At 45.1% G+C, this 16183-nt stretch carries 20 protein-coding genes and 1 other RNA gene; 7 read left to right on the top strand and 14 right to left on the bottom strand.

Translation table 11 applies throughout. The features are described from left to right. Positions 1–2: 2 nt before the first annotated feature. From LGT40_RS10425 to LGT40_RS10415, 3 genes are all read right to left on the bottom strand, one after another. Positions 3–1295: an OmpP1/FadL family transporter gene (locus LGT40_RS10425; RefSeq protein WP_226343200.1), complete on the bottom strand. Its 1293-nt coding sequence runs from the start codon at positions 1293–1295 to the stop codon at positions 3–5. Positions 1296–1374: 79 nt separating this feature from the next. Next, positions 1375–2061, bottom strand: a complete 687-nt coding sequence (gene trmB, locus LGT40_RS10420) for a tRNA (guanosine(46)-N7)-methyltransferase TrmB (RefSeq protein WP_226070638.1) — start codon at positions 2059–2061, stop codon at positions 1375–1377. Further along, the gene (locus tag LGT40_RS10415; RefSeq protein ID WP_226070637.1) at positions 2054–2341 is read right to left on the bottom strand and encodes a hypothetical protein; all 288 of its coding nucleotides are present in this window, start codon (positions 2339–2341) and stop codon (positions 2054–2056) included. The genes trmB and LGT40_RS10415 overlap by 8 nt, the downstream gene beginning before the upstream one ends. Positions 2342–2485: 144 nt before the next feature. Between LGT40_RS10415 and edd the strand changes: the two genes are divergently transcribed. Continuing rightward, positions 2486–4309, top strand: coding sequence for a phosphogluconate dehydratase (gene edd, locus LGT40_RS10410; RefSeq protein ID WP_226070636.1), 1824 nt, complete (start codon positions 2486–2488; stop codon positions 4307–4309). Positions 4310–4341: 32 nt separating this feature from the next. Continuing rightward, positions 4342–4974: a bifunctional 4-hydroxy-2-oxoglutarate aldolase/2-dehydro-3-deoxy-phosphogluconate aldolase gene (locus tag LGT40_RS10405; protein ID WP_014707368.1), complete on the top strand. Its 633-nt coding sequence runs from the start codon at positions 4342–4344 to the stop codon at positions 4972–4974. A gap of 58 nt (positions 4975–5032) precedes the next feature. On the opposite strand, the gene LGT40_RS10400 is transcribed toward LGT40_RS10405, so the two are convergent. The 4 genes from LGT40_RS10400 to LGT40_RS10385 all read right to left on the bottom strand — a co-directional run bounded on the left by LGT40_RS10400 (position 5033) and on the right by LGT40_RS10385 (position 7831). Further along, on the bottom strand, positions 5033–5776 hold the full coding sequence (locus LGT40_RS10400) for an HvfC family RiPP maturation protein (RefSeq protein ID WP_226070634.1): 744 nt from the start codon (positions 5774–5776) through the stop codon (positions 5033–5035). Continuing rightward, on the bottom strand, positions 5760–6608 hold the full coding sequence (locus LGT40_RS10395) for an HvfB family MNIO-type RiPP peptide maturase (protein ID WP_226070632.1): 849 nt from the start codon (positions 6606–6608) through the stop codon (positions 5760–5762). Before LGT40_RS10395 ends, LGT40_RS10400 begins: the two co-directional genes overlap by 17 nt. A 74-nt stretch (positions 6609–6682) precedes the next feature. After that, on the bottom strand, positions 6683–7432 hold the full coding sequence (locus LGT40_RS10390; RefSeq protein WP_226070630.1) for a hypothetical protein: 750 nt from the start codon (positions 7430–7432) through the stop codon (positions 6683–6685). A gap of 42 nt (positions 7433–7474) precedes the next feature. Then, the gene (locus tag LGT40_RS10385) at positions 7475–7831 is read right to left on the bottom strand and encodes a rhodanese-like domain-containing protein (protein ID WP_226070628.1); all 357 of its coding nucleotides are present in this window, start codon (positions 7829–7831) and stop codon (positions 7475–7477) included. 222 nt (positions 7832–8053) lie between these two features. On the opposite strand from LGT40_RS10385, the gene LGT40_RS10380 reads away from it, so the two are divergent. Continuing rightward, entirely contained in the window at positions 8054–9034 is a 981-nt protein-coding gene (locus LGT40_RS10380) for an ABC transporter permease (RefSeq protein WP_226070697.1), read from the top strand. After that, on the top strand, positions 9027–9839 hold the full coding sequence (locus tag LGT40_RS10375) for a ferritin-like domain-containing protein (protein ID WP_226070626.1): 813 nt from the start codon (positions 9027–9029) through the stop codon (positions 9837–9839). Before LGT40_RS10380 ends, LGT40_RS10375 begins: the two co-directional genes overlap by 8 nt. Here LGT40_RS10375 and LGT40_RS10370 read toward each other — a convergent pair. The 3 genes from LGT40_RS10370 to LGT40_RS10360 are packed head-to-tail and all read right to left on the bottom strand — an operon-like array spanning position 9836 to position 11998. Continuing rightward, positions 9836–10162: an RnfH family protein gene (locus LGT40_RS10370; RefSeq protein ID WP_226070624.1), complete on the bottom strand. Its 327-nt coding sequence runs from the start codon at positions 10160–10162 to the stop codon at positions 9836–9838. The genes LGT40_RS10375 and LGT40_RS10370 overlap by 4 nt on opposite strands. Next, positions 10149–10589, bottom strand: a complete 441-nt coding sequence (locus LGT40_RS10365; protein ID WP_226070622.1) for a type II toxin-antitoxin system RatA family toxin — start codon at positions 10587–10589, stop codon at positions 10149–10151. Before LGT40_RS10365 ends, LGT40_RS10370 begins: the two co-directional genes overlap by 14 nt. Positions 10590–10621: 32 nt before the next feature. Beyond that, the gene (locus tag LGT40_RS10360; protein ID WP_226070620.1) at positions 10622–11998 is read right to left on the bottom strand and encodes a sodium-dependent transporter; all 1377 of its coding nucleotides are present in this window, start codon (positions 11996–11998) and stop codon (positions 10622–10624) included. 77 nt (positions 11999–12075) lie between these two features. Here LGT40_RS10360 and smpB point away from each other — a divergent pair, with 77 nt between their 5' ends. The 3 genes from smpB to LGT40_RS10345 all read left to right on the top strand — a co-directional run bounded on the left by smpB (position 12076) and on the right by LGT40_RS10345 (position 13764). Then, on the top strand, positions 12076–12567 hold the full coding sequence (gene smpB, locus LGT40_RS10355; protein ID WP_226070617.1) for an SsrA-binding protein SmpB: 492 nt from the start codon (positions 12076–12078) through the stop codon (positions 12565–12567). 54 nt (positions 12568–12621) lie between these two features. Then, positions 12622–12982: a transfer-messenger RNA gene (gene ssrA, locus LGT40_RS10350) on the top strand. A gap of 641 nt (positions 12983–13623) precedes the next feature. Next, on the top strand, positions 13624–13764 hold the full coding sequence (locus LGT40_RS10345; protein ID WP_226070615.1) for a hypothetical protein: 141 nt from the start codon (positions 13624–13626) through the stop codon (positions 13762–13764). A gap of 96 nt (positions 13765–13860) precedes the next feature. Here the strand turns inward: LGT40_RS10345 and msrA are convergent, their stop codons facing one another. The 4 genes from msrA to LGT40_RS10325 all read right to left on the bottom strand — a co-directional run bounded on the left by msrA (position 13861) and on the right by LGT40_RS10325 (position 16111). Beyond that, positions 13861–14367, bottom strand: coding sequence for a peptide-methionine (S)-S-oxide reductase MsrA (gene msrA / locus LGT40_RS10340; RefSeq protein ID WP_226070612.1), 507 nt, complete (start codon positions 14365–14367; stop codon positions 13861–13863). Next, positions 14364–14825 carry a peptide-methionine (R)-S-oxide reductase MsrB gene (gene msrB / locus LGT40_RS10335; RefSeq protein ID WP_226070610.1) on the bottom strand — a complete coding sequence of 154 codons (462 nt, stop codon included), beginning with the start codon at positions 14823–14825 and terminating at the stop codon, positions 14364–14366. Before msrB ends, msrA begins: the two co-directional genes overlap by 4 nt. Before the next feature lie 187 nt (positions 14826–15012). Beyond that, positions 15013–15468 (bottom strand): hypothetical protein, encoded by a 456-nt coding sequence (locus LGT40_RS10330; protein WP_226070608.1) that lies wholly within the window; start codon positions 15466–15468, stop codon positions 15013–15015. 325 nt (positions 15469–15793) lie between these two features. Further along, the gene (locus LGT40_RS10325; RefSeq protein WP_226070606.1) at positions 15794–16111 is read right to left on the bottom strand and encodes an HPF/RaiA family ribosome-associated protein; all 318 of its coding nucleotides are present in this window, start codon (positions 16109–16111) and stop codon (positions 15794–15796) included. Positions 16112–16183: the final 72 nt, after the last annotated feature.

The following is a 16183-nucleotide window of genomic DNA, read 5'->3' as shown; positions in this document are numbered from 1 at the left end:
GATTAATCAAAAAACCAGCGTAACTGAACACCAACGATATCGACCGAATTTTTATAACGACCCAGCAATTGATTGCCATTGGCATCCGTATCATCAATATTGGTATCTTTCATAAAGATATGGCTATAAGCAGCATCGAGGATAATGTTATCGCTATAGTAATAACTTGCTCCAAAAGCCAGCCATGTGCGGTCACTGTCTGGGATGCGGGGAGTTCGACGTTGCGCGTTAGGGATGGGTGTTTCATCGTAAGCAATGCCTGCCCGCCATGACCAACGGTCATTCGCCCGATATTCCAGACCCAGCCCATATCGCATGGAGTTTTCCCAGTCTTCTTCTTTAACAGAATTAAGTCTCTGTACGTCTGAGTTGATCCGTAATTCTTCAAAGCGATTCCAACGGGTCCAACTGGCATCTGCCATGACAGCCCATTTTGGATTGAGTTGATGATGTAAAGCGATTGAGGCGGATTCAGGTAAAGTCACCCGACCATTAATATCACCATCCCTAAAGCCCAGTGCAGTAGCGCTAGCACTAACGTTTGGTGGAGTGCGAAACTCACCCTCACCAGTTAAGTCATGGGTGATTTTAGAACGATAACTTAATCCCATGCGTGTGGTTTCGGTGAACTGATAGGTCATACCAAGGTTATAGCCCCAGCTCCAGTCATCTGCCGTTAACCTTACCCGACCATCATTTTGTTGGGGGGTACCAGATAAGACACCAAAGTTTGCTGCCTGAGTGAGTTCCAGATCAATATATTGCAGGTTCACCCCAAAGCCCAATGACAGTTTTTCTGTCGGTTTAAACGCTATGCTGGGGTTGATATTGACCGTTAATAAGTCAGATCGAATCGCATGGTAACGCCCTTGCCAGCTATCACCGTAGTCGGTGACCAGGCCATAAGGTGCCCCTACGCCGATACCCACGACTGTTTTCTCATTTAATGGCTGTGCATAGTAAAAATTAGGAACCGCGGCCATTTCGCCCGCATTACTGCCATCACCACCGGTTAATGGTATGCCATTGGCATTCGAACCCCTATCAGAGAATTCGGCTCGTGGCGCGATCAGATTTAACCCCATGTTCATTTCTTTACGGGTTAAGTTGGTCAAGCCTGCCGGATTGAAAAAGATAGTGCTTGCATCATCTGCTACAGCGGCACTTCCTGAAAAAGCACGACCCAGGCCGGTGATACTCTGTTCAATCAGGGCATAGCCAGCTGCCATAACAGAATTGCTAACTGCCCCGAACATAAAATAAAAACCGAATTGCGTTGCACGAGACATGGGCATGGCTGCGTCACCTGTTAAAAGTCAGAGATATAAGGCGCAAAACTAGCTCAAGCGTGCAAATGAAGCAAGTTTGTAATAATTAATTTCGTTGAAACAGTAAATCCCACACGCCGTGGCCAAGGCGATGACCCCGTTGTTCAAACTTGGTGAGGGGTCTGAAGTCCGGACGAGGGATAAAATCACCTGATGCACTGGTGTTTATAAAAGTGTCACTGGCGGATAAGTCCTGCAGCATTTGCTCCGCATAATCCTGCCAATCGGTAGCCATATGTAAAAAGCCACCTGAAACGATCTTTTGTGCCAGTACCGTGACAAAGGCAGGCTGAATGATACGACGTTTGTGATGACGTTTTTTATGCCAGGGGTCCGGGAAATAAAGCTGAACACGCTGCAGGGCATTATCTGAAATTTGTTTCTTCAGCAGTTCCACCGCATCCGTGCAGGCCACGCGCACATTCGTCAGCCGGTTCTCTTCGATGGCTTTTAATAGCTGACCAACCCCTGGACGATGTACTTCGACACCAATAAAATCGCTCTCGGGTTGTTGTATGGCCATTTCAATAAGCGAAGCCCCATTGCCAAAGCCAATTTCAAAGACAACAGGCGCCTGGCGACCAAACAAATTTTGCATATCAATCAACTTGCCATCAGCTTCAATACCGAATTTTGGCCACAACAAATCTAATGCTTTTTGTTGGCCGGGCGTTAAGCGTCCTTCGCGTTTGACAAAGCTTTTTACCTGACGGAGGCGTTTAACTTCAGTCATTTTTATCACCTAATAATTGAGCAACAAGACATCGAAATATCGATGAAAAATAGCGTGACATCATACCGAAGGTACGTTGGAAAATCCTGTTATTGTACTGTTTTATTGCCGCACAATTTACCTCCTCGGCAAGCAAATTATTGTTATGCTTGATAACCTGGCTGGGAAGTTGTCCCTGCACAGACCAGATATTCATTCTGCCAAACTCAGGCATTCCGCGATTTGCAGGATAGTGAATGAAGATTTTGTAAACCATGAATTTGATTACTGGCAGACGCATGCCCAGAAACAGTGCGAAAAAGAGTGATAAGGAATATAATGCTCTGTCTGAATATTAGTTCTGATGGATTAACGCTGCTGCAATCACGCGGCCTCGAATCCCGCTACTTCGACATTACAAGTAAACGAAAGAGAGACTTATTTTATGGTTCATCCGGTTTTAGACTCGCTCACCAACGAAGTGATCGAACGAAGTAAAAAATCTCGCACGGCATATCTTGCTCGTATTGACGAAGCTGCAGGCCAAGGTCCTCATCGTCTCACATTAGGTTGTGGCAATTTGGCTCATGGTTTTGCTGCTTGTGCCGCGACGGAAAAAAGCGATTTGGCTGGTGACAAAAAAGCCAACATCGGCATTATCTCTGCCTACAATGACATGTTGTCTGCGCACGAACCTTACAAAGATTTTCCGCCATTAATTAAACAAGCGGCGAAAGAAGCAGGTGGTGTTGCACAGTTTGCGGGTGGTGTACCGGCAATGTGTGATGGGATTACCCAAGGCTTCCCAGGCATGGATTTGTCACTTTTCAGTCGTGACGTTATTGCTATGTCCACTGCAGTAGGTCTCAGCCATAACATGTTTGATGCGGCTTTGATGTTGGGCGTTTGCGATAAGATCGTTCCAGGTTTGTTAATTGGTGCGCTGAGCTTTGGACATTTGCCGACTATTTTCGTCCCGGCTGGCCCAATGCCGAGCGGTTTACCTAACAAAGAGAAAGTCCGCATCCGCCAACTGTTTGCCGAAGGCAAAGTCGGTCGCGAAGAATTATTAAAAGCGGAATCAGAGTCATACCACAGTCCCGGCACCTGTACTTTTTACGGTACAGCGAACAGCAACCAGATGATGGTCGAAATCATGGGGCTGCATTTGCCGGGTGGTACGTTTATTAATCCAAATACGCCATTGCGAGATGAATTAACCAAAGAAGCAGCACGTCAGGTATTGAAGTTTACTGCAATGGGTGATGATTACCGTCCTATCGGTCATATGATCGATGAAAAAGCGATTCTTAATGCCATTATCGGTCTGCTGGCAACCGGTGGTTCAACTAACCACACCATGCATATTGTAGCCGTTGCTCGTGCTGCCGGTATCTTAATTAACTGGGATGATTTTGATCGCCTATCACATATCGTTCCATTATTAAGCAGGGTCTATCCAAACGGCAGCGCGGATGTAAATCACTTCCAGGCTGCTGGTGGGATGGGCGTATTGATTCAGGAATTGATCTCTCACGGCTTATTGCACGAAGACATTATTACGGTCGGTAATGAAAAAGGTTTGAAACAGTACAGTCAAGAGCCAAAAATCATTGATGGCAAACTTATCTGGCAGGAAGGACCGAAATCTTCACTGGATAAAGAGGTTATCGGTACAGTTGATGAGCCATTTGCAAAATCCGGTGGTGTTCATCTTATCCAGGGTAATTTGGGTCGTGGTGTATCTAAAGTATCAGCAGTTGATCCACAACATCGTGTTGTTGAAGCACCGGCCATGGTTTTTGATGACCAGGATGATGCGGTAGCTGCATTCAAAAATGGTGAATTGGAAAGAGACGTGATCGTCGTATTACGCTTCCAGGGACCAAAATCTAACGGCATGCCTGAACTGCACAAACTGAGCTCACCGCTTGGTGTATTACAAGATCGTGGTTTCAAAGTTGCTTTGGTTACTGATGGTCGTATGTCTGGTGCGTCAGGTAAAGTCCCATCTGCTATTCAGATGTGTCCGGAATCAGCTGATGGTGGTCCTCTGACCAGAATCAAAGATGGCGACATTATTCATCTTGATACCGAAAATGGCATTATGAATGTGCTGGTTGATGATGAAGAGTTTAATGCTCGCTTGTCTTGCATGATGGCCAATACCGAACATCATTATGGTAGTGGCCGTGAACTGTTTGACAGTTTCCGGGCCGGCGTTTCTTCAGCAGAAGAAGGCGCTATCAATATGTTCAACGTTGAATAACTGTCCAACAGAAAATTTAGGATATTTTTTATATGAGCAAAACGATTCACGAAATTATGCAAGTGTCACCGATTGTCCCGGTGATGGTGATCAACAATGTTGAACATGCTGTACCGTTAGCCAATGCATTGGTTAAAGGTGGCCTGAAAGTTCTGGAAATCACCTTGCGTACTGATGCAGCATTGGAGTCAATTCGGCGCATTAAAGCTGAAGTGCCCGATGCGATTGTTGGGGCAGGCACCATTATTAACATTGAAACGTTGAATGCAGCAATTGATGCCGGCGCAGAATTTATTGTCAGCCCTGGTACAACAGACACATTGATTGAAGCAGCATTAAAAACAGGCGTGCCATTATTACCGGGCGTTGCTAATCCAAGTGAAGCGATGCGATTGCTGGAACGTGGTATTACGGCGATGAAATTCTTTCCGGCTGAAGCGGCAGGTGGTGTTCCAATGCTGAAATCCATTGGTGCGCCGATTCCACAAATTTTATTCTGCCCAACTGGTGGTGTCAGCCAGAAGAATGTTAAAAATTATTACAGTCTGCCGAACGTAGGTTGTGTTGGTGGTTCATGGATGTGTGCCGCGAATCTGGTCGAAGCTGAAAACTGGGATGAAATTACCCGTTTGGCTGCTGAAGCGATTGAATTAGCGACCAACTAATAGCATCGTAGCAATCAAAAAAACCGGGCTAGTTTACTAGCCCGGTTTTTTTATGCCTCTAGATCACAATACCGCGTTGTAACCAATCTTCAATTAATTGTTTTGCGCCTTGCAGGACAATATCTGGTTGAGGGTGCTGTAATGCTTCGGCAATCGCTTGCGCGGCTTGCTGACCCGTCTGTCCCGCCTCGAGCAAATCCAATAGACGCGCACTCACAGCATTTAATTCAATAAACTTCACCTGATCTTCATCATTACGATAAAGCAAAAGAAAATAGGGTGTTTCTGCTGGTTTGTCAGGCAAATTGTCTGCAGAGATTTGGTGCACTGGATAGTTATAGGCATAACTCCAGCTCAGTGGAGAGCGTTGCAGATTGAGTTGCAGGATATCCTGATGTTCATCCAGCTCGCGTTTTACAAAGTCTGCACTGGCAATACCTAACGCTAATTCAACCCATTCATAATGTGCCAACTCCGCAATAAATGGCATTGGCAGATCTTGCTGAGGTTGTTCTTCAAGGTAACTGACAAATTCACGGGCAATATCACTGAATAACGGGGAAGCACAACGATGCTGACGAATGAAATCCCTTACTAAATCATGCCATGCAGTATCGCCAAGGATCTGTTTGGATATCGGGCAGGCGCTGCTTAAAAAACTTTCTATATTGTTATATACCAAGCGTCTGTATATCGCCATACGGCGTGATTCCACATCTGCCGGTTCAGGCGCTGTCTCAGGATCCCGAAGGTGCGCAGTAAACTGTTGCTGAGTAGTTATAAAGTCAGGCGCTTGCGACATGATCAGATCGATATTGCGACTGGATATGACGGATCTGCCCAACTTCATCAAACAGTGTGTTGAGCGATGGAATATTAAAGTCACGTTCGAGCAGGGTGGGAATAACGCCATGTTGCTGATAGGTGTAATGTAACAATTGCCATACCGGATCAATCACATCAGCCCCGTGGGTATCGATGATCAAATCTTCAGCTTCATTAAAATGACCGGCGATATGCAGGTAAGCGATGCGCTTGCTATTGACCGCTTTAATATAACTCTTGGCGTCATAGCCATGATTAATGCTGTTTACATAGACGTTATTCACATCCAGTAACAACTCACAATCTGCGCGTTGCAAGATGGCATTAATAAAGTCAATTTCTTCAACCTGTTGTCCGGGAGCGGCGTAATACGAAACATTTTCTATCACCAGTTTACGCTGCAAAATATCCTGCACCCGACTGATGCGATCCGCCACATAGCTAACAGCTTGATCAGTAAAGGGAATGGGCATTAAATCATACAGGTGACCATCATCACTGCAATAGCTCAAATGTTCGCTATACAGCCGAACCCGGTGCTCATCCAGAAATTGTCTAATACGTTTTACAAAAGCCTCATCCAGCGGTGCAGGACTGCCAATAGACAATGAGAGACCATGACATAACATCGGAAACCGTTCACTGAAGGCACGCAGTTTTTTGCCCAGTCGGCCACCCATTTCCATCCAGTTTTCAGGAGCCACTTCGATAAAGTCGATAGGTGGTTGCTCCAATTGCATGATCTCATCAATAAAGCTGCGTCTTAAGCCAAGTCCGGCTCCTTCAACGGCATAATTTTGTATTCTCATGCTGCTACTCTTTTAATGGCATTTGTGTAAAGAGACGCATTGCCAGGCAGTTTGTTACAACTCAACGGGATGATTCACGGCGCTTTGGGAATTTCAAACATTGCTCGGTCCACGCCAACATTGCCGGTTTTCGCATCAAACAAATAAATAACGGCTTTATAGTGTCCCGGCTCAGTAATCGTGGTTTTGCCACTAAACATGCCGGCTGGCCCGGTAAAGTCGAGTGTGACTTCATCAATATTTTTTTCATCCTGCATGATAATGGCTTTGGCTTCGTAATTATCTGCCTTCCAGAGCCCATCTTTGGTGATAGGGCAGCCACAGAGCAAGGAGGCTTTGGTATAAATATCGACCTGACCACCTTCCAGTACACGAGTCCATGCATCAACGATAAAGCCTGTCATAGTAATCATGATGCCATCACCCAGTATGTCTTTACCCGGGATGACCCAACTGGTCACACTGGCTTCCTGATAGGCTTGTTGATAGCCGTAGGGTCCAATCAGTTTGAATCTTAATAAGCGGGGTGCATCAATATCCACTGTGGCCAAAAAACCTGCGGTATTTTCATCAGTCAGTGGTTCTCCACGTTTTATCGGATTTTCCATTAAAACCGCGGTATCGCCAGTGCCACCATTGATCCAGCCTTCATCGAGTATTTCGCCGGTCTCAGCATCTTCCACTATGGTGCGAATACCTCCGACACTGGTCCCAATAAATTTCGAATCAACTGCTTTAGCCCGAACCATAATCTGGGTTTCGGCAGCGATAGCTGACAGGCTGATCATCATCAAAGCGACAATTATCCAAAAGCGTGTAAACATGTCTTTCCCCCTCCAGACTGATGCTCTTTATTAGTAGTTATATTAATTGTCTGCTAATGCGGCACTCCACGCATCATAGCCTCCAATTAACGAATATACATTGGTATAACCAAGCTGTTGTAATGTTGCCGTAGCCAATGCACTTCGTCCCCCTGATTTGCAATACACCACAATAGGCCGTGTCTTATCCTTAAAATCCGGGTGGCTTTCAATAGTAAATTCGAGAATCCCACGTGGAATATGTCTGGCGTCAGCAATCTGTCCGGTGCCCAGTTCTTCAGATTCGCGGACATCCAGAGCGATACTGTCTTCTTCCAGCATCTGTTGTGCCTGAGAGACACTGATTTGCTGAATAGCGGCTTTAGCTGCCTGAACAAGATCCATTGCTGTTTTTGCCATCTTTTACTCCCGGTGGATTACGTAAGATTGTGACCATAGTAATCATTAATAGTTGTCGAATAAACCTACAATATTAGTAATTGCTTGATAACCAAACCTAGAGCTGCACTGTTACAATGTTTTACTTTAATTCCTGTAAACCCAACTGATCCATAACATCCACCTCAATGAGTTGACACTCCTGGCTCGAAGCAGAATGTAATGGCAGTTTCTGAGACGACTATGCTGGCTTATATTATCCGCCGTATTTTGTATGCTTTTCCCATTTTATTGGGCGTAAATGCGCTGACATTTGCCTTGTTTTTTATGGTGAATACACCGGATGATATGGCAAGAATGCAGTTGGGGGAGCGCTATATTACCGAGCAGGCGATTACAACATGGAAGCAGGAGCGGGGATATGACCGTGATTTATTATGGAATGAATCCGCGGAAGGTTTTGCCAAGCTCAGTGATACGATTTTTTTTGACAAAACGATAGCATTATTCAGTTTTCAATTTGGTCAGGCAGATGATGGTCGTGATATTGGTCAGGATATCAAAACCCGTATGTGGCCCAGTCTGGCCATTGCAATTCCGGTTTTTATTGTCGGGTTGCTGGTCAATATTACCTTTGCCTTGATGATGGTGTTTTTTAGGGCAACCTATGTCGATCTGGGTGGTGTCGTGTTATGCGTTATTTTGATGTCGGTCTCCAGTTTGTTTTATATCATTGCCGGACAGTTTTTAATCGGTAAAATCATGCTGTTAGTACCGATATCCGGTTTTGGCGAAGGGATCCATACACTCAAGTTTTTGTTATTACCGGTTGCTATTGGTATTGTCTCGGGCATCGGATCGGGGTCGCGCTGGTACCGCACTTTATTTTTAGAAGAAATCTCCAAGGATTATGTGCGTACGGCCAGAGCAAAGGGTTTATCCGAAATTCGCGTGTTGTTTCAACATGTGTTGAAAAACGCGATGATTCCAATATTGACCGGCGCGGTCGTGGTAATTCCCACCTTATTTATGGGCAGTCTGATTCTGGAATCATTTTTTGGTATTCCGGGACTGGGCAGTTATACCATCGACGCCATTCATGCCCAGGATTTTGCCATTGTTCGAGCCATGGTTTTTCTCGGCTCTGTTTTATATATTCTCGGCCTGCTGCTGACAGATATTTCTTACACCTTTGTTGATCCTAGAGTACGAATGGATGGTTGATTCCAAAATAGATTTACGTCAGCAGGCTTTACAATGTCTACTGGTGAGCAATGCGGCTGAAAAAGCGCTGAGAACCCGGCAACTCGCCGCCGAATGTTATCAACATGGCTATCTGGTTCAACATCAACCGTTGAATGTACCTGCCATTCCCGGCAGACCTGCGAAGCCAGAACTTGTGTCTCCCCGGGATTTACCGCGACGTCGAAACAATCAAAAGACCGGGCATACCACTCTCATCCATGCTATCTGTCATATTGAGTTTAACGCGATTAATTTAGCGCTTGATGCGATTGCACGATTTATCAATATGCCTGACGATTATTATCGTGACTGGTTACAAGTGGCAGATGAAGAGGCGAAACATTTTTCCATGCTGTCGGCACATTTACAACAAGCCGGTTATGCATATGGCGATTTTCCCGCCCATGACGGTTTATGGGAAATGGCGCAAAAAACTCATCATGATCCTTTGATTCGCATGGCACTGGTGCCGAGGGTATTAGAGGCGAGGGGACTGGATGTGACGCCGGGTATGATGAATAAATTGCGGGCCAGTGGTGATTTGGCTGCAGTAGAAATTCTCGAAGTGATTTTGCGCGAAGAGGTAGGTCATGTATCAATCGGCACACGCTGGTTTAATTATCTATGCGAGCAACGTGATCTGGAACCTACTTCCACCTTCACCACATTATTAAAAACTTATTTTAATGGTGAGATCCGTGGGCCATTTCATATTGAAGCCCGCAAAAAGGCGGGCTTTACTGATGCAGAGTTGGAGTGGTTAGAGTCTGCTGAGCAGAATTAATCGTTAGCAGCTTCCGCGGCTTTATGTTTCTTTTCCATCTCGGCTTTTTGACGACGTGACTCTTTGGGATCGGCAATTAAAGGCCGATAAATTTCAATCCGATCTTTGTGGTTGAGCGTGGCATCGAGCTTACAAATCTTGCCAAAAATACCGACTTTATCGCTGTCCATATTGATTTGTGGATAACGCTCTAAAATGCCTGAGCGTTTGATGGCTTGTTCAACCGGGGTATTTTCAGGCACCTCCAATGACAAAATTACCTGTTCATCAGGCAGCGCGTAGGCGACTTCAACAGTAATCAATTTTGTATTAGCGGCTTCCATAAATTTCCTTGGCACGGACACAAAATGCTTCGACTAATGAACCGGAGATTTGGGTAAATACAGGTCCTAAAGCTAAATCCAACAATCGAGTAGAAAACTCAAAATCCATATCCAGCTGAACTCGGCAACCCTCGTTGTCACCAATCGGACTGAATTGCCAAAAACCTTCTAAATGTCGGAATGGACCATCAATCAACTCAATACGAATAGATTCACCATGCTGCAGGGTATTTCGTGTAGAAAACTCATGATGGATCCCTCCTTTGGCTATATCCAAAGTGGCACATATAACCCTATCATTCTTACTGATAATTTTACTGCCGCGGCACCAGGGGAGAAAACTGGGATAAGCTTCAACATCGTTCACCAGATCAAACATCTGATCCGGCGTATACATCACCAGTGAACTGCGTGTAATAGTCGTCATTTAGTGTTTCTATTGACCTCTAATGAAAATAATCAAAAGATGAAATCCAATACACCTGTCAAACTCACAAATACAACAAAAATCGCTATTGGCGTAACATAGCGAACTAAAAAGCGCCATTCGTGATAAATCAGGTTGGATTTTATCCCCAGCTCTTCCTGAGTACTGCGTTGCGACATGATCCATCCGGCAAAGATGGCAATTAACATACCACCCAAAGGCAACATAATATTGGCAGTGAGAAAATCCAGCAACTCAAAGGCCGTCATATCAAGCCAAGTCCAGTCTTTTAGCACATTGAAAGAGAACAAACTCAACAGGCCAAGTAACCATACCAAGATACCGACCCAAATGCAGGCATTAAGCCGCTTTATCTCAAAATTTTCGACTAACCAGGTCACCACAGGCTCAACCAAAGCAATCGCCGAACTCAAGGCAGCAAAAACCAACAGCAAAAAGAACAGCCCACCAAAAATTGCGCCATTTTCCATATGGCCAAAGGCAATCGGCAGCGTTTCAAAAATTAAACTCGGTCCCGCGCCCGGTTCCATATTATTGGCAAAGACCAATGGGAAAATAGCCAGTCCAGCCAGAATGGCTACCGCTGTATCCATAAAAGAAATGGCGAGCGAAACTTTAAAAATAGAGGTACGTTTAGGTAAATAGGAGCCGTATACCATTATGGCGCCCATTCCCAGACTCAGCGTGAAAAATGCATGCCCCATGGCCGCCAATACACCTTCTGTGGTCAACCGGGAGAAATCCGGCTTAAACAGAAAATTTACAGCCTGATCAAAATACACACCTGTCTGATAAGCATAAGCCACCAATGCCAGCAAAATCAGAAATAATGCTGGCATTAAAAACCGCACAGATTTTTCCAGCCCTCTTTGAACCCCACGGCTCACAATCAACATGGTCAGCATCATAAAAATGGTATGCCAGGCCAGCAGTTTCTCAGGGTCTTTAATGAAAGCCAGATGCAAGTTTCGCGCACCATCGGGTGTCACCCCTTCAAATACATTGAATAACAAACGGGGAACATACGCCATTGCCTGACCGGCAATCACACTGTAATACGACAGGATTAAAAAACCGGCTAATACTCCAGCAAAACCAAGGTATTTCCAAAGTGAAGAGGCTTTTTCTTCTTCCGCCAGGCTAGCAAGACTGTTAAAAGGATTTTGTCGGCCGCGCCGACCAATGAGAATTTCCGCCATCATGATGGGAATACCGATGGCAAAGATACAAGCCAGGTAAATTAATACAAAAGCCCCACCGCCATATTCACCAGTGATATAGGGGAATTTCCAGATATTTCCCAGGCCAACCGCCGCACCAGTAGCAGCAAGAATAAAGGCCCAACGAGAAGTCCACTCACCATGAACCGACTTTAACGGTCTATCCATATCGCACTCATAAGAGATAAATAGCCTCGATTCTGGGCGAAATTCCTAAAATGCTCAAGCCAAGCAGCAATATGCACATGTATAATGCCGCCATGGCCACAAAGAATAAACCTCAACAAACAGATAATACTATCGCCCGTAACCGGAAAGCGCGCCACGAATTTTTTATAGAAGAAAAATTCGAAGCGGGCTTAGTGCTGGAAGGCTGGGAAGTCAAAAGCTTACGCGAAGGCAAAGCACAGCTGAGTGACAGCTATGTGCTGATCCGTCATGGCGAAGCCTGGTTAGCCAATGCCTTAATCACGGCATTAAAAACGGCTTCCACCCACGTGGTCCCCGAACCACAACGCGACCGTAAACTGCTGCTTAATCGTAACGAGTTAAATAAGCTGATTGGCGCTGTTGAGCGCAAAGGTTACACCTTAATCCCGCTTAATATGTATTGGAAGCGAGGCAAAGCCAAGATCGAAATTGCCTTGGCTAAAGGTAAGCAAATGCATGATAAGCGGGCCACCATGAAAGAGCGTGATTGGCAACGTGATAAAGAACGACTGTTTAAAAATATTTAAAGATCGTCACGGAACTTTAAAATCCGTATAATGACTAACGTACTACAAACCTTTGGGGGCGACCTGGCTTCGACGTGGGTTACGAAACCTAAGGTGCATGCCGAGTACTCCAGTTCTTCTCGTAAAAAAGATTGGAAAAATATAGTTGCTAACGATAACAACTACGCACTAGCTGCTTAATAACCAGTGAATGCCGTCCGACCAGATCCGTGCTTGTGCGTCTGGTATCGGGCGTCGACTCTCACAAGATCGTCTTGACGTATGCTTGGTACTGATAGACTAAAACCTAACAAGATCGCTTCATGTTTTCCCTGTTCATCGGGTAGCTTGAAGTTAAATTAATAGATGAAATAAGCATGTAGAGCTGAAGGCAGAGGATTCGCGGACGCGGGTTCGATTCCCGCCGCCTCCACCAAAACAAAAATAAACCACCTTTGGGTGGTTTTTTTGTGCCTGAAATTTACTCAAATTAAATGTTCACTTGAACACTGAGAGTTGAAATCTCGTTCCGATGTCGACGCTTATGAATGTCGCTTGGTAGATTTCCACGGAGGACCGTGGGAACCAGGATAGCGGATGAGCATTTCCTAGTTCCCACGCTCCCGCGTGGGAACGCCTGTGTGCTATGCTTTAACTTAAGCAATGCTACGTAAAGGATTATAAGGCATGGGCCGAAGCCGCTATATATTTACTGATCCAACCCAACCACACTTTATGACCTTAACGGTATTAAATTGGATACCCGTTTTCACCCGGCCAGACACCGTCAATATTTTATTCGACTCTTTTCGATTCATGATGAATGAGGGGATGAATATATATGCCTACGTAATTCTTGAAAATCACCTGCATCTTATTGCCCAAAGCGAGCAACTGGATAAAGATATTGCTCGATTTAAATCTTTTACTGCGCGTCGCCTAATTAGCTACCTTCAGCTAATCGGATTCATACTATTCTGAAAGAGTTGGATTCTCATAAAAAAAGCCCACAAATATGATCGGCTACATCAATTCTGGCAGGAAGGTGTTCATCCAGAACTGATACAGGGTGAGACAATGATGTGTCAAAAAATTGATTATATTCATCATAACCCAGTCAAAGGTGGCTACGTGGACGAAGCTATTCATTGGCGCTATTCCAGTGCAAGAAATTATGCAGGAATGGATGGTCTATTGGAGATTTGTTATGAATGGTAAAATTGAGATAACTGGCTGAGGTTCCCACGGAGGACCGTGGGAACTAGAATGGTGGAGATGCAATCTCGTTTCCACGCTCCTGCGTGGGAATGTGACTCAGCTTTTCGGCAATTTCCAACCCGGCCGAATGTAATGACAGGTGTAGCCGGTTGGATAATGTTGCAGATAATCCTGATGTTCGGGTTCGGCTTCCCAGAAATCACCGACGGGTTCCACTTCTGTGACGACTTTGCCGGGCCATAACCCTGATTGATTGATCTCTTCAATAGTCTGTTTAGCAATCTCAGCCTGTTCATCGCTGGTGTAATAAATCGCAGAGCGATAACTCATGCCTCGATCGTTACCTTGTTGATTTGGTGTGGTCGGGTCGTGGATCTGAAAGAAGGATTCGAGTAACTGTCGGAAGCTAATCTGTTCGGGATCAAAGATAATTTCAATTGCTTCGGCATGTGTACCGTGGTTTGGATAAGTGGCATTTGGAATATCGCCACCGGTATAGCCGACCCGCGACGAGATAACGCCTGGTAATTTACGAAGTAAATCCTGCATACCCCAGAAGCAGCCACCAGCCAGTACGGCACGTTCGGTTTTTGTCTCGCTCATTTTGCCTCTCCAGATGTTTCTGAAAAAAGGTTTCTAAATTCGCCATAGCCTTCAGTTTCAAGCTCTTCAACGGGAATAAATCGTAGAGAGGCAGAGTTGATGCAATAACGCATGCCTCCGGCTTCTTCCGGGCCATCAGGGAACACATGACCTAAGTGACTGTCGCCATGAACAGAACGCACTTCAACACGGCGCATGCCCAGGCTGTCGTCAAAGTTTTCATTAATGTTCTCAGTTTGAACAGGACGGGTAAAACTTGGCCAGCCAGTTCCGCTATCAAACTTATCAACTGATGCAAACAATGGCTCACCGGAGACGACATCCACATAAAGTCCGGCTTCGTGATTGTCCCAATAGGCATTGTCAAACGGCGGCTCAGTGCCACATTGCTGGGTGACGTAATGTTGTTCAGGGGTCAGTTTTTCAACTACTTCTGCTGCTTTTTTGTATTTAGACATGACCATCAAATCCTTAAGAAAGATTAAGAGCGATAATGCACATGATTAAACATTAATAGCTATCAGTAATTATGAAAATTACGCTTTATTAATCACATACTGACTCATCAACAAGACAGTCGTTCCACACATGATCATAGGAACTCTCGTATCGGGAAATAAACTTCATTATTAGCTTATGGAAGAGCTAGCAGTCTGCCGACACCACTTCAATACGGCCCACATCCTGACCATTCTTATCGGAATACACGTAAACCAGTCTGGCACCAGCTTCTAACACGGGCTGCATATCCGGGTTGCTGCACAGGCTCGCAAGCAATTTGGGTTTGATATCTTCCAGTACCTCCGTCGGATTTACATTGTTCACAGTGACATTGGTCAATGAATAAAAATACGTCATCAAATCACCCGGGCCCGCCAAGGCTTTATTCAGACGAGTTTCATCATCAATTTTGATGGGAGCACGAGAGTTAATTAATTTTTCAGCTTCCAAAAAGCCTTCTTCAATAGACACTTCATCCAATGGTTGCTGTTGTTCGGTCGCTAAAGAGGGTGTTGATGGATCACTGATTAAATTTGCTGCCAGCACAATAACGCCGATGAGCAAAACCAATCCAATTGCTAAAACTAACTTGTTATTCATTATATTGCCCGATGATGCGAATTAAGAACGTAGTATCGGGTAGCTTACCGTTCACATGGGGAAAAACAAAATAATCTCGCCACCTACATCGAAAACACGTAGCTACACCCTACTGGTGAGCTACTGAGAAAAATCGAAAACGCGATACTGATTGACTCCATGTCCTTTCCTTATCCGAAACAATGTTTGCAGACTTTACCCGAAATATACGAGAAGCAGGGAGAGCTGGACCACTTTTTTAGGTTTGTTCCCATGGCAATTCCGTGTGAAAGTTGATTCCCACGGAGGACCGTGGGAACCAGTAAGCCGACCAGAAGAGCAGAGTTTAGTGCGACTGCATCCGCTCAATCGTGGTGGTCAGTACACGTTTCATTTTATCTATCGCACCGGTAAACGCTTGTTTGATGGTCGCGGCGTCATGGGTGACCACATTGGGTTGGTGGCCTTCTATTCGGGCTTCGATCAGGCAGCGGATATCATCGGCACCGCCTCGGTTTTCACTGTTTTGATCACTTAAATGTACTTCTATACGAGTGACGTGGTCATCGAATCGTTTGAGAGAATGCTGTAGTTCCTCACGAATAGATTCAGTCAGCGTATCGTCGCCAGGAATATGACGATCAGTATTCACCTGAATTTGCATGCAACCTCCATTGAGTGAAATAAAACGTTCTTGATGCTGTGACAACATCGTTAATGAAATATTCCGCTGTCA

The organism is Methylophaga pinxianii, from assembly GCF_020447225.1.
In the GTDB taxonomy this organism is placed as follows: Bacteria; Pseudomonadota; Gammaproteobacteria; order Nitrosococcales; family Methylophagaceae; genus Methylophaga; species Methylophaga pinxianii.
The sequence above is the reverse complement of the archived record's forward strand: the minus strand, read 5'-3'. Positions and strand labels throughout refer to the sequence as shown.